This is a genomic window from Streptomyces sp. NBC_01410, assembly GCF_045040195.1.
Lineage (GTDB): Bacteria > Actinomycetota > Actinomycetes > Streptomycetales > Streptomycetaceae > Streptomyces.
The window spans coordinates 983,657-997,894 of the sequence record NZ_CP109530.1; the positions used below are offsets into that span (position 1 = coordinate 983,657).

The following is a 14,238-nucleotide window of genomic DNA, read 5'->3' on the forward strand; positions in this document are numbered from 1 at the left end:
TCATGCGCGGCTCAGACACAGCTTCTCATCTGTGCTCGTGGTGCACGATTGGTCAGAACGAACGCAGACCGTGCTCCCGGAACTGCTCGCGCACTCGCTCGGTCAGTGCAAGGTCGGGCACGGGAGTGTCGCGCAGCGGGACAGGGATCCCGAGGGCGTCGTACTTGTGGGTGCCGAGCTTGTGGAACGGCAGGACCTCGACCCGTTCGACATTGCGCAGCCCTGCCAGAAAGGCGCCGAGTGCGTCGACGGCGCTCTCGTCGTCGGTCCAGCCCGGGACCAGGACATAGCGGATCCACACCGGGACGCCGAGCCGGTCCAGGCGGGTGGCGAAGCTGAGGGTGGGAGCGAGTTCGCCGCCGGTCAGCTTCCGGTAGGTGCCGATGTCGAAGGACTTGATGTCGAGGAGCACCAGGTCGGCGTCGGCGAGCAGCGCGTCGTCGGCACGGGCGCCGAGGAAGCCGGACGTGTCCAGGGCGGTGTGCAGACCGGCTTCCTTGCAGCGGCGGAAGATCTCGGCGGTGAAGGCCGACTGGAGGAGCGGCTCGCCGCCGGTGATCGTCACCCCTCCCCCGGCGGTGGTGACGAAGGCGCGGTACTTGTCGATCTCTGCCATCACCTCGTCGACGGTGGTCGGCTTCCCGTCGCGCAGGTGCCAGGTGTCCGGGTTGGCGCAGTACAGACAGCGCAGTGGGCAGCCGCTGACGAAGAGCACGAACCGGGTCCCCGGACCGTCCACGCCGGTGGACAAGTCCCAGGAGTGGACACGGCCGGTGTTCACAGTGATCCGTGGAAGGTGCGATTGAGGACGTCGAGCTGCTGCTCGCGGGTCAGGCGGACGAAGTTGACGGCGTATCCGGAGACGCGGATGGTCAGGTCCGGGTACTTCTCCGGGTGCTCCATGGCGTCCCGCAGCGTCGCCCGGTCCAGGACGTTGACGTTCATGTGGAAGCCGCCTGCCGTCATATAACCGTCGAGGATGCCGACGAGGTTGCCGGCGCGCTCGGCCGGGTCGTGGCCCAGGCCCTCGGGGGTGATCGTCGTGGTCAGCGAGATGCCGTCGCGGGCCTGCTCGTAGGGGAGCTTGGCGACGGAGAGCGCGGACGCGGCGACGCCGCGGAGGTCCCGGCCGTTCATCGGATTGGCGCCGGGCGCGAAGGGCAGGCCGGCGCGGCGCCCGTCGGGCGTGTTGCCGGTGTGCTTGCCGTACACCACGTTGGACGTGATGGTCAGCACCGACTGCGTGTGCTCCGCATTGCGGTACGTGGGGTGGCGGCGCACCTTCTCCATGAAGCTCCGGACCAGGCCGACGGCGATGGTGTCGGCGCGCTCGTCGTTGTTGCCGTAAGCCGGGTAATCGCCCTCGACCTCGTAGTCCACGGCCAGCCCGGTGTCGTCCCGGATCACCTTGACGCGGGCGTGCTTGACCGCGGACAGGCTGTCGGCGGCGACCGAGAGTCCTGCGATGCCGCAGGCCATGTAGCGGTGGACCGGGTGGTCGTGCAGCGCCATCTCGATGCGTTCGTAGGCGTACTTGTCGTGCATGTAGTGGATGACGTCGAGTGCGTTCACGTAGGTGGCGGCGAGCCAGTCCAGCGTCTTGTCATACGCGGCTGCCAGCTCCTCGTACTCGAGATACTCGCTGCTGAGCGGAGGCGTTTCGGGCGCCGTCTGCTCGCCGGTCATCTCGTCCCGGCCGCCGTTGATCGCGTACAGCAGGGCCTTGGCGAGATTGACGCGGGCACCGAAGAACTGCATCTGCTTGCCGACCGCCATCGCCGAGACGCAGCAGGCGATCGCAGTGTCGTCGCCGGTGCACGGGCGCATCAGCTCATCGGACTCGTACTGGATCGAGCTCGTGTCGATGGAGACCTGGGCGCAGAACCGCTTGAAATCCTCGGGCAGTTGGGGCGACCACAGCACAGTGAGGTTGGGCTCCGGGGCCGGGCCGAGGTTGTACAGGGTCTGCAGGAAGCGGAACGAGGTGCGGGTGACCAGCGGGCGGCCGTCCTCGCCAATGCCGCCGATGGACTCGGTCACCCAGGTGGGATCGCCGGAGAACAGCGCGTCGTACTCCGGGGTCCGCAGGAACCGTACGATCCTCAGTTTGATCACGAAGTCGTCGATCAGTTCTTGGGCGCGGGTCTCGTCGATCGCGCCTTCGTCCAGGTCCCGCTGGAGGTAGACATCCAGGAAGGTGGAGGTACGGCCGAGCGACATCGCGGCGCCGTTCTGTTCCTTCACCGCGGCGAGGAAGCCGAGATACAGCCATTGCCCGGCCTCGCGGGCGGTGCCGGCGGGGCGGGTGACGTCGCACCCGTAGGAGGCGGCCATGTCCGTCAACTCGCCCAGCGCCCGGAGCTGTTCCGCCAGCTCCTCACGGTCACGGATGACGTCCGGGCTGGAGGGCTCGGCATCCAGCAGGCGTCGCTCGGCGCGCTTGGCCTCGATCAGGCGGGCGGTGCCGTACAGCGCGACCCGACGGTAGTCGCCGATGATCCGGCCGCGGCCGTAGGAGTCGGGAAGGCCGGTAATGATGCCGGCCTTGCGGGCGGCGCGCATCTCAGGCGTGTACGCATCGAAGACGCCGTCGTTGTGGGTCTTGCGGTAGGCGCCGAAGACCCTCGTCACGAACGGGTCGGGCTCATACCCGTACGCGCGCAGCCCGTTCTCCACCATGCGCAGCCCGCCATTTGGCATGATCGCCCGCTTCAGCGGGGCATCGGTCTGCAGCCCGACGATCAGCTCACGCTCCCGGTCGATGAAACCCGGCCGGTGCGAGGTGATGGTGGACGGGGTGGCGGCGTCCACGTCGAGGATCCCGCGTCGGCGCTCCTCCGGGAACAGGGCGCTGACCTTGTCCCAGACCGAGCGAGTGCGCTCGGTCGGGCCGGCCAGAAACCCCGAATCGCCCTCGTAGGGCGTGTAGTTGGCCTGGATGAAGTCGCGTACTTCGATCTCGTCGCGCCAGCGCTGTCCGGCAAAGCCGTGCCAGGCCGCGGCGGGCGCTTCCACGTTTGCGCGGGTTGCCACCGTCATCACTGCCTCCGCATCGTCTTACGACGCTGCCCGCGGACGTCCCGCAAGCCGCTCCACTCACGATGGTGGCCGCCCACGCACGGCACGGGGCAGGGCCGGCGGGAGCCCGTCCGCGCGCCGTCCGGCCCGTTGGCGTAGGGACGTTCGGCCCCGGTCACCGCAGGGGCGCCGAGTGCGGTCGGCCGCCACTCAGCCCCCTGTCGATCCGGCAGCCCGGTGTCGAGCACCCTGTCCACGGCACGTCGCGGGGTGGCCGGGCCTGCCGGGCCGTATCCCAGGCGCACCAGCATCTGGGCGTGCCCGTTGTGACCAGGCATCGGGCTCAGCGACCGCCGCAGGTCGGGCCATTCCATCGGCTGATGCAGCGGAGACGCGCGCAGGCCCTGGGCCGTCGCGACCAGCAGCACGTGTTCCAGGGCCTGCCCTGCCCGCAACCAGTCGCTGCGGCGATCATGTTCGGTGGTCAGCACCGCGATGACCGGGTCGGGCTCGAAGGGCTGGGCAAGGAGCCGCTCCGGATGCCGCTGTGCGGTGAAGTCACGCATGGCGAGCCGTTCGTGTGCGTCCTGCGGGCCGAGTCCTGTCTGCGGGATCCCCAGATCTGCGGGCTCGTGCCCGTCCCGCTGTACCCACCGACGGCTCTCCGCACCGCGGTCGGGGTCGTTCCTGTTGCGGTGTTCGGCCTCCTGCGCAAGGCCGAGTACACGAGCCGTTTCGTCGGGCGACGGGAAGCTGAGCAGACCCCCCTCCATGCGTGCGGCTTCGGCGAGTTCGATGTGTACGTGAGAGGGAAGCGGCTTCCCGGAGACGGGGAACCGGCTGCTGTGCCTGCGCCAGATCGCCGCGTACAGGTCGGCCCGATGTCCTGTCGGCCGGCGGGAGGCGGCCCCGGTGAGGCGGACGGTGGCCAGCAGCCCGGAGTCCCCGGGGCTGGGGAGCAGGCGCGTGACGGGTGACCAGCCGAAGTGGGCCACCGCGACACGGAGGTTGAAAACGGACGCACCCACCGAGAGGTGGAGGGCGCGGCCCGTGGGATCCGCCTGGCGCAGGCCCCGTTCCGGAGCGGCACGTACCTGGAAGGTGACCGTGTCGGGATCCAGGCGGTAGCGCCAAGGCTGGGTGTTGTAGATCGACGGCGCCGCTACCGCGGCCGAAATACAGGCTTCCAAGGTCGATGCGTCAAGAGTCGCGGAGTCCATGATGTCCACCTCCTGGACCGGCTGGGACAGGCGTCCCGTCCTGCGATCCTGACCGCTCCGGCGCGGTGCCGTGAGGGGCCGGTGGTCCCTCGGCCGGGTCCGGGCGGGCCAGAGAGACGCTCGATGCGGACCAGGCTCAACGGCCCTCTGCCAAGGTGCGGGCAGGCCGACTGGTACCGGGCGGCAGCGAGTAGCAGCCGGCCCGTTTCCATGTCGGGGCCGGCGGCCACGCGCCGCGCACGGGTGCTGCTTTCACCTCTGCGGGAGCCGGGCTGCCACGTACTCGGTGAGGTCGAGGAGCCGGTTGGTGTAGCCCCATTCGTTGTCGTACCAGCCGAAGACCTTCACCAGGTCGCCGTGCGCCTGGGTCAGCGGGGCGTCCAGGACGCACGAGGCCGGGTCACCGACGACATCGCGGGACACGATCGGGGCGTCGGACACCCGCAGTATTCCCTTCAGCGGCCCGTCGGCGGCCTCGCGGAAGGCGGTGTTGACCTCGTCCGCGGTCACGGGCCGGTCGAGGACCACGGTCAGATCGGTCAGCGAGCCGTCCTCGACCGGTACGCGTACGGCGATACCGTCCAGCCTGCCCGCCAGCTCCGGCAGTACGAGGCCGACCGCCCGGGCCGCTCCGGTGCTGGTCGGGATGATGTTCACCGCGGCGGTGCGACCCCGGCGCGGGTCCTTGTGCGGGCCGTCCAGCACCACCTGGTCGTTGGTGTAGCCGTGGATGGTGGTCATCAGACCCTTGGCGATACCGAAGTACTCGTCCAGCACTTTCGCCATCGGCGCCACGCAGTTGGTCGTGCACGAAGCGTTGGAGATCACGTGGTTCTGCTCCGGGTCGTAGGCACCCTCGTTGACACCCATGACGACGGTGGCGTCGACGCCCTTCCCCGGGACGGACAACAGCACCTTGCGCGCGCCCGCTCGCAGGTGCAGTCCGGCGTCCACGCGGGTGCGGAAGCGACCGGTCGACTCGATGACCACGTCCACACCGAGTGCACCCCAGGCCAGGGCGGCGGGATCGCGCTCGGCCGTCACCGCGATGCGATGTCCGTCCACGGTGAGGGACGTGTCGTCGTGCTCGACCGTGCGGCGCAGCCGGCCGTATGTCGAGTCGTACTCCAGCAGATGGGACAGCGCTGCCGGCGATGTGATGTCGTTGACGGCCACCACCTCGATCGGCGTGCCGGTCCCGGTCTCCGCGCGCTCCAGCACGCAACGCAGGTAGTTGCGCCCGATGCGGCCGAAGCCGTTGATGCCTACGCGCACGCTCATGTCCGCTGTCCTCCCGATCGGTATCCGGTGTGCGAAGCCAGACTGCGGACGCGGGACAGGGTTGGGCATGGGCCGTACGGGGCCGGGCCAGGGACACTCGGCCCAGCATCCCGAAGCCGTGCGCGCCACAACCGCCGGCCCAACGCCCCTCGCGATGGGGCCGCTCTCCCCGAGACCACGGCACGCGACAGCAGGTGACGGGGGCCAAGCGCCATTTCTCCAGGGCGAGTTACGTGACCGGGCGCGGCGTCGAAGCGTCGCGCCCCCGGGCCCCTTCCGCAACCGGACCTGGCTGCCCGCGCTCGGCCGGGGCCGGTCTCCGCTCACCGGGGACCATCGGTACCTGGGGCGCCGGACCGGGCCCGAGAGACGGTGGTGGCGGGAGCGGTGCCGATCCCCCGCGGTGCCGCTCCCACCCGGACGCCTTCGGCCCTCAGGCCGTGGCATGCGACGACGGAGGCACATCCCCATGACCCGACAGGACGATCGAATCCCGACCGCTGCCCCCGGCGGTGCGCCGTCAGACATTGCCATTGCTGTCGACCAATTGGTCTCACGCGGGCTCAAGGCGCTCGCCGATTACGAGGACCTCACCCAGGAGCAGGTCGACCACATCGTCAAGAAGGCCTCGGTCGCAGCCTTGGACCGGCACACCGAACTGGCCCGGATCGCGGTGGAGGAGACCGGCCGCGGCGTCTTCGAGGACAAGGCCGCCAAGAACATGTTCGCGTGCGAACACGTCACCCACAGCATGGCGCGGATGCGGACCGTCGGCGTCGTCGCACGCGACGACATCGACGGCATCATCGAGATGGCCGAACCGGTCGGCGTGCTCTGCGCGGTCACCCCGGTCACCAACCCGACCTCAACGACGATCTTCAAGTCGCTCATGGCGCTGAAGACCCGCAACCCGGTCGTCTTCGCCTTCCACCCCTCCGCCCAGCGCTGCAGCTCGCAGGCAGCCCGCGTCATACGGGACGCGGCCATCGCCGCAGGCGCGCCGGAGCACTGTGTGCAGTGGATCGAGTCTCCGTCCATCGAGGCGACCAACGTCCTGATGCACCACCCGGGCGTCTCTCTGATCCTTGCCACCGGCGGCAACGCCATGGTCAAGGCCGCCTATTCGGCCGGAAAGCCCGCACTCGGCGTCGGTGCGGGCAATGTCCCCGCCTACGTCCACAAAAGCGCCAAGCTGCGCCGGGCCGTCAACGACCTCGTCCTGTCCAAGTCGTTCGACAACGGCATGATCTGCGCCTCCGAGCAGGCCGTCATCCTGGACACCGAGATCTACGACGCGGCCCTGGCCGAGTTCCGCACCCTGCACGCCCACCTGGCCGACGCCGAGGAGAAGGCGAAGCTGGAGGCGTACCTCTTCCCCACCGGTGTCACGGGCAGCGGCTGCGAGCCCAAGGTCAACCCCGCGGCCGTCGGCCAGAGCCCGGCGTGGATCGCCGAGCAGGCGGGCTTCACCGTGCCCGTCGACACCTCGATCATTCTCGTCGAGGCCGACCGGGTCGGCCCGGAGGAGCCGCTGACCCGCGAGAAGCTCTGCCCGGTGCTCACCGTGCTGCGCGCCGGCTCACAGCAGCAGGGCTTCGACCTGGCCGCCGACATGGTCTCCTTCCACGGGCAAGGACACAGCGCGGTCATCCACACCGCGGACCCCGCGCTCGCCGAGGAGTACGGCCGGCGCATGAAGACGGTACGGATCATCGTCAACGCCCCTTCCTCCCAAGGCGCCATAGGCGGCATCTACAACAGCCTGCTGCCGTCGCTGACCCTCGGCTGCGGTTCCTGGGGCAGCACCTCGGTCTCCAACAACGTCTCCGCCGCGAACCTGCTGAACATCAAGCGCGTCAGCACCCGCCAGAACAACCTGCAGTGGTTCAAGGTCCCGCCGAAGATCTACTTCGAGCCGCAGGCCATCCGCTATCTGGCGTCCATGCCGGACGTCCACCGGGTCACCGTGGTCACCGACGCGACCATGACCCGCCTCGGCTTCGTCGACCGCGTCAGCCGCGTGTTGCAGCGCCGCCGCGAACCGGTGACCGTGCAGGTCATCGACAACGTCGAGCCCGAGCCGAGCATCGACTCCGTACAGCGCGGCGCCCGCCTGATGCGCGAATTCCGCCCGGACACCATCATCGCTCTCGGCGGCGGCTCACCCATGGACGCGGCCAAGGTGATGTGGCTGCTGTACGAGCAGCCGGACATCGACTTCGCCGACATGAGGCAGAAGTTCTCCGACATCCGCAAGCGGGCCTTCCGCTTCCCCGTCCTCGGCGAGCGTGCCCGCCTGGTGTGCATCCCCACCACCTCCGGCACCGGCGCCGAAGTCACCCCGTTCGCCGTCATCTCCGACCCCGCGACCGGCAAGAAGTATCCGCTGGCCGACTATGCGCTGACCCCCAGCGTGGCCATCATCGACCCGCTGCTCACCGCCGACCTGCCCCCGGCGTTGGCCGCCGACAGCGGCTTCGACGCCCTCACCCACGCCATCGAGGCGTACGTGTCGGTCTACGCCAACGACTTCACCGACGGCCCCGCCCTGCACGCCATCGGGCTCATCTTCGACAACCTCGAAGCTGCCGTGAACGACCGGGCCGACCGGCCCGACGCACGGGAGAAGATGCACAACGCGGGCACCATCGCCGGCATGGCCTTCGGCAACGCCTTCCTCGGCATCGTGCACGCCATGTCCCACACCCTCGGCGCCACGTTCCACCTGGCTCACGGCCGTACCAATGCCGTCCTCCTGCCGCACGTCATCCGCTACAACGGCACCGTCCCGGCCAAGCTCACGGGCTGGCCCAAGTACGAGCAGTACCGCGCCCCGGAACGCTTCCAGGACATCGCCCGCACCCTTGGACTTCCCGCCGGCTCCCCGGCCGAAGGCGTCGAATCCCTCGCCACCGCCGTGGAACACCTTCGCGACGCCGTCGGCATCGAGCCGTCCTTCCAGACCCTCGGCGTCGACGAACAGACCTTCCTGGACGCCCTGCCCCACCAAGCCCTGAACGCCTACGAGGACCAGTGCGCCCCTGCCAACCCCCGCATGCCCATCCTCGACGACATGCAACAGATCATGCGCACGGCCTACTACGGCCGACCGGGCACCCCCGCTGAATAGGGCGGCCGGCTGGCGGCATGGGCCGAACGACCCCACCGGACGCCCAAGATCGGTTCGCTCACATGCTCAAGCGCGGCAAGCGTCTTCTCCCGGGCGTAGCGGGCCGATCCCCCGGGGCACCTGGCCGCGGGTCGCCACCTGGACGTCAACGGCCGGGCTGGTCTTGTGTCGGTTCATCAGAGATCCTCCTTGATCGACCCAAGGCTGCCGCGCGCACCGCCCGGCCTGCCTGGGCCGACCGGCCCCGCCCGTCGAGCCCATCGACCCGCAACGGACCGTCAGGGTGACCTCGTTGTCCGCATGGGCCGCCGCTCAGCCATCGCCATGGGCCGACGAGGGCGACGACGCACACGCCACCGCTCGTAGCCCCGGCGCAGCGATGCGTATGCCAGGGCCGAACGGGCCCCCTCCAACGTCCCGTTCAGGCCACGGCCTCCGGTACCGGGCGGCCGGCGGAAGGGGACCTTCGCAGCCCGGCCGTGGGGTGGGTCGGGTGACAGGGTTCAGTTGATCTCCCCGACGCACCATCAGCCACCGGCGAGGACAGCCGGTGAGGCCGCAGCGGCCGTGCGCCCGGCTTCGGAGATCGATCGCGTCCCTCATTTCCCCTTCCCAGGAGTCCCCATGTCCTTTCGCGTCGATTCCGAGACCGGGCGGCTCAAGCAGGTGATCCTGCACCGGCCCGACCTGGAGCTGAAGCGCCTGACGCCCACGAACAAGGACGCGTTGCTCTTCGACGACGTGCTGTGGGTCAAGCGGGCGAGGGAGGAGCACGACGCCTTCGCCGACGCCCTGCGCGACCGCGGCGTGGGCGTGCACCTCTTCTCCGACCTGCTCACCGAGACGCTCGCACACCCCGCCGCCCGGACGCTCATCCACGACCGGGTCTTCGACGACAGGGAATACGGCCCACTCGCCACGGACCGCATACGAGCCTTCTTCGACGCCCTCGAACCGGCCGAGCTGACGGCATACCTCGTGGGCGGCATCACCCAGCGCGAACTGCTGGGCCGCCTCGGCGCCGTCCCCAGTGTGCGCCTGCACGCCATGGCGCCCCACGACTTCGTCCTCGCGCCCTTGCCCAACCACCTGTTCACCCGCGACACCTCGTGCTGGATCTACGACGGGGTGAGCGTGAACCCAATGAAGAAGCGGGCGCGTCGCCGGGAGACCGTCCACTTCGAAGCCATCTATCGGCACCATCCCCTGTTCGAGAAGCAGGAGTTCCGTCGTTGGGCCGACGGGCAGTCGGCGTACCCGTCCACCATCGAGGGCGGTGACGTCCTGGTCATCGGCAACGGCGCGGTCCTGGTCGGCATGAGCGAGCGCACCACTCCCCAGGCCGTCGAAGCACTCGCCCTGCGGATGTTCGCCGCCGGTTCGGCCCGCCGCGTCGTGGCGGTCGACCTGCCCAAGTCCCGCAGCTTCATGCACCTCGACACCGTGATGACCATGGTCAGCGGTGACACCTTCACCAAGTACGCGGGGCTGGGCATGCTGCCGTCCTGCACCATCGAACCCGGTCCCGACGGCGCGAGCCTGAGGATCACCGACCACGCGCCGGAGTACATGCATCACGCGATCGCCGACGCTCTGGACCTGGATGCCATCACCGTGCTCACGCCCACCCAAGACGTGCACTCCGCCGAGCGCGAGCAGTGGGACGACGGCTGCAACGTCCTGGCCGTCGAACCCGGCGTCGTATTCGCCTACGAGCGCAACGTCACCACCAACACCCACCTGCGCCGCAAAGGCATCGAGGTCATCACCATCCGGGGCAGCGAGCTGGGCCGGGGCCGCGGCGGACCACGCTGCATGAGCTGCCCCGTAGAACGCGACGCCGCCTGATACCGACCGCCCGCGCTCCCGCCGATCCGGCCTCCCACCCCTTCACCACGCGCTCAAGGAGAGCCCCGCCATGCCCGTCAACCTGCGTCACCGCTCGCTTCTGAAGGAACTCGATCTCACTCCGGCCGAGTTCCACTACCTTCTGGACCTGTCCGCCCGGCTCAAGGCCGCCCGGTACGCGGGCACCGAGCAGCAGCGCCTGCAGGGCAAGAACCTCGCCCTGATCTTCGAGAAGACGTCCACCCGTACCCGCTGCGCCTTCGAAGTGGCCGCTCATCAACAGGGCGCCCACGTCACCTACTTGGAGCCGTCGGGCTCCCAGATCGGCCACAAGGAGTCCATCAAGGACACCGCCCGTGTCCTGGGCTGCCTCTTCGACGGCATCGAATACCGGGGCAGCAGCCAGAGCAACGTAGAGGAACTGGCCGAATACTCCGGCGTCCCGGTGTGGAACGGCCTGACCGACGAGTGGCACCCCACCCAGTCGCTCGCCGATGTTCTGACCATGTGGGAGCACACGGACAAGCCCCTGCACGAGATCTCCTTCGCCTACCTCGGCGATGCTCGTAACAACGTGGGCAACTCACTGCTGATAACCGCCGCGATGCTCGGCATGGATGTGCGCATGGTCGGGCCCGCGAGCCTGCGCAACGCCCCTGAGGTGGTCAAGGAGGCCCGGCGGATCGCCGAGTCCACCGGCGCACGGATCACCCTCACCGAGGACCTCGCCGAAGGTGTGGCCGGCGTGGACTTCCTCTACACCGATGTCTGGGTCTCCATGGGAGAGCCGAAGGAGATGTGGGACGAGCGTATCGCCCTGCTCAAGCCGTACCAGGTCACCTCGCGCGTGCTCAAGGCAACGGGCAATCCGCGGGTGAAGTTCATGCACTGCCTCCCGGCCTTCCACGACAGCGGGACCACCGTGGGCGCGGACATCCTGTCCCGCACCGGCATGAGCGCCCTCGAAGTCACCGACGAGGTCTTCGAGTCGGCCCACTCCATCGTCTTCGCCCAGGCCGAGAACCGGATGCACACCATCAAGGCCCTTCTCGTCGCCACCCTCGGCGACTGACGCGAGGCCGCCCGTTCGGAACCGCACACACAGGAGAAGTCATGCGCGTCGTCATCGCGCTCGGCGGCAATGCCCTGCTGCGCAGGGGAGACCGGCCGGACGCCGCCGTCCAACACACCAACATTCAAGCGGCCGTGGCCGCCCTGGCCCCTCTCGCCCACCGGCACGAACTGGTGATCACTCATGGGAACGGCCCGCAGGTCGGCCTGCTCGCCCTCCAGAGCGCCGCCGACAGGTCCCTCACCAGCCCTTACCCCTTCGACGTTCTGGGCGCCGAGACACAGGGAATGATCGGCTACTGGCTGCTGCAGTCCCTGCAGAACGCTCTGCCCGGGCGCCAGGTCTGCGCCCTGCTCAACCAGACCCTCGTCTCTGCCGCGGACCCCGCCTTCGCCAACCCCGCCAAGTTCGTGGGTCCAGTCTACGAACGCGAAGAAGCCGAGCGTCTCGCCGCCGAGCGCGGCTGGACCGTCAAGGCCGACGGACCGCACTGGCGCCGGGTCGTGCCGTCGCCCGATCCGCAACGCGTCGTGGAAACCAGGCTGATCCGTCTCTTGCTCACCTCCGGCGCCGTTGCCGTCTGCGCAGGCGGCGGCGGTGTCCCCGTGATCCGGGACGAGCACGGACAGCTCACGGGTGTGGAAGCGGTCGTCGACAAGGACCTCACCGCCGCCCTGCTTGCCGAAGCACTCGATGCCGACGCGCTGTTGCTGCTCACGGACGTCCCTCAGGCCATGCGCCGCTACGGCACACCGGATGCGGAACCCATCGGTCGCACCACACCGGCGGGGCTGCGCGCGGAACCGTTCGCGGCCGGATCCATGGGGCCAAAAGCCGAGGCGGCCTGCCGTTTCGTGGAACTCACCGGCGGGATGGCAGCCATCGGATCTCTCAACGACGCACAGGCCATCCTCGACGGCTCAGCAGGCACCGTCGTCACGCCCAACGGCCGCTACCCCCAGAACACCAACGACGCACCAGGGAACCAGACATGACCACAACACCAGCCACCTCAGCAACCCCGGCCCCGGCCCCACAGGCGCGAAGGAGAAAGCTGCGCTTTCCATCGGCCTTCACCGTCCTGGTGGCCGTCACCCTCGTGGTCTGGGCACTGACCTTCGTCATCCCCGCCGGCCGCTACGACACCAAGGACGGCAGCCCGATACCGGGCACATACCACTCCGTGGAGCTGGCCACGGGGTTCTGGAGTCGGCTCAAGGACCTTTTCCTCGCCCCCGTCAACGGCCTCTACGGGGTCACCGACACGCAGTCCGGACTCACCGCGCCAGGAGGCAGCGGCGATTTCTTCGGGGCTGCGGGAGTGTTCCTGTTCGTCCTGGCCGTCGGCGCCTTCATCACCGTCACCCTGCGCACCGGCGCACTCACCTCCGGCGTGGCCCACCTCGCCGAACGCCTCAAGGGGCACAGGACACTCCTGCTCGTCGTGCTTCTGGCACTGTTCTCGCTCGGCGGCACCACCTACGGCATGGCCGAGGAAACGCTGGGCTTCTACGCGCTGATGATCCCGCTCATGCTCAAGCTCGGCTACGACAGGATGACCGGCGCGAGTGTGATCATGGTCGGTGCCGGAGTGGGCACGCTCGCCTCCACTGTGAACCCGTTCGCCACCGGCGTGGCTTCCGACAGTGCCGGCATCGGCACTGGCGACGGCATCGTGCTGCGGCTGCTGATGTGGGCCGTCCTGACGGCACTGGCCGCGGCCTATCTGGTGCGCTACGCCAACCGCGTGCACAAGGACCCCTCCCGCTCCCTTGTCGCCCCGATGCCCGAGGACGACGAACTCAGGTCCCAGGGCTCCTCCACCACACCACCGACACTGCGTCAGCGGATCGTGCTGACGGTGTTCGCGGCGACCTTCCTTTTCATGATCTTCGCCGTAATTCCCTGGGCGGACCTGAACGTCACATTCCTGCCGACCCTTGGCTGGTACTTCCCCGAACTGGCGGCTCTGTTCATCGTGGCAGCCATCGTGGTGGGCCTCATCGCCGGGCTGGGCGAGAAGGGAACAGCAGACGCGATCGTCGCGGGCGCCGGAGACTTCATCGGAGCAGCGCTCATCATCATGCTGGCCCGCGGTGTCACCGTGATCATGAACAATGCCAGCGTCACCGACACCATCCTCGACAGCCTCAACAATGCCGTCTCGGGAAGGTCCTCGGGGATCTTCACGGTGCTGATGTTCCTGGTGAACATACCCCTGGCCTTCCTCGTGCCCTCCTCGTCCGGCCACGCGGCGCTGGCGATGCCCATCCTCGCCCCGCTCGCCGACTTCGCTGGCGTCAGCCGCGCCTTGGTGGTCACCGCCTACCAATCGGCCTCCGGCTGGGTCAATCTGATCACCCCGACCTCCGCGGTCGTGATGGGCGGCCTGGCCCTCGCCAAGGTCCGCTACGACCGCTACCTGCGGTTCATGGCACCTCTCATGGGCATCCTGTTGGCCGCGGTCGCGGTCTTCCTGGCTCTGGGAGCGACGCTCGGTTGACGACCGGCCCCCACCACGCCGTCGGCCCGTCGCGTTACCCGCCCCCGGTAGGGGCTGACCGGCCCAACAGCCCGGGACCAGTGGACTCTGCACCCACCGGCCAATGTCCGGCGACGATGGCAGTGACGCATGAGCCAAGCCGGACAGCGGGTCCGCACCCGCAGTC

The 14,238-nt window shown here is 68.9% G+C and carries 9 protein-coding genes; 5 read left to right on the plus strand and 4 right to left on the minus strand.

From position 1 onward, the window contains the following. Window positions 1-52: 52 nt before the first annotated feature. From pflA to gap, 4 genes are all read right to left on the minus strand, one after another. Window positions 53-787 carry a pyruvate formate-lyase-activating protein gene (gene pflA, locus OG741_RS04555; protein ID WP_405605387.1) on the minus strand — a complete coding sequence of 245 codons (735 nt, stop codon included), beginning with the start codon at window positions 785-787 and terminating at the stop codon, window positions 53-55. Continuing rightward, entirely contained in the window at window positions 778-3,039 is a 2,262-nt protein-coding gene (pflB, locus tag OG741_RS04560) for a formate C-acetyltransferase (RefSeq protein WP_405595368.1), read from the minus strand. The genes pflA and pflB overlap by 10 nt, the downstream gene beginning before the upstream one ends. Further along, window positions 3,039-4,238, minus strand: coding sequence for an Acg family FMN-binding oxidoreductase (locus OG741_RS04565; protein ID WP_405595370.1), 1,200 nt, complete (start codon window positions 4,236-4,238; stop codon window positions 3,039-3,041). Before OG741_RS04565 ends, pflB begins: the two co-directional genes overlap by 1 nt. A 252-nt stretch (window positions 4,239-4,490) precedes the next feature. Then, window positions 4,491-5,519: a type I glyceraldehyde-3-phosphate dehydrogenase gene (gene gap, locus OG741_RS04570; RefSeq protein WP_405595372.1), complete on the minus strand. Its 1,029-nt coding sequence runs from the start codon at window positions 5,517-5,519 to the stop codon at window positions 4,491-4,493. Window positions 5,520-5,988: 469 nt separating this feature from the next. Between gap and adhE the strand changes: the two genes are divergently transcribed. The 5 genes from adhE (at window position 5,989) to OG741_RS04595 (ending at window position 14,072) form a co-directional block, all read left to right on the plus strand. Continuing rightward, complete coding sequence (gene adhE / locus OG741_RS04575; protein WP_405595374.1) at window positions 5,989-8,649, plus strand: bifunctional acetaldehyde-CoA/alcohol dehydrogenase; 2,661 nt, start codon at window positions 5,989-5,991, stop codon at window positions 8,647-8,649. A 624-nt stretch (window positions 8,650-9,273) separates the two neighbouring features. Beyond that, the gene (locus tag OG741_RS04580; RefSeq protein ID WP_405595376.1) at window positions 9,274-10,497 is read left to right on the plus strand and encodes an arginine deiminase; all 1,224 of its coding nucleotides are present in this window, start codon (window positions 9,274-9,276) and stop codon (window positions 10,495-10,497) included. Between the two features lie 70 nt (window positions 10,498-10,567). Next, on the plus strand, window positions 10,568-11,569 hold the full coding sequence (gene argF, locus OG741_RS04585; protein WP_405595378.1) for an ornithine carbamoyltransferase: 1,002 nt from the start codon (window positions 10,568-10,570) through the stop codon (window positions 11,567-11,569). A 41-nt stretch (window positions 11,570-11,610) separates the two neighbouring features. Next, complete coding sequence (gene arcC / locus OG741_RS04590) at window positions 11,611-12,564, plus strand: carbamate kinase (protein WP_405595381.1); 954 nt, start codon at window positions 11,611-11,613, stop codon at window positions 12,562-12,564. Beyond that, window positions 12,561-14,072 carry a YfcC family protein gene (locus OG741_RS04595; protein WP_405595383.1) on the plus strand — a complete coding sequence of 504 codons (1,512 nt, stop codon included), beginning with the start codon at window positions 12,561-12,563 and terminating at the stop codon, window positions 14,070-14,072. The genes arcC and OG741_RS04595 overlap by 4 nt, the downstream gene beginning before the upstream one ends. Window positions 14,073-14,238: the final 166 nt, after the last annotated feature.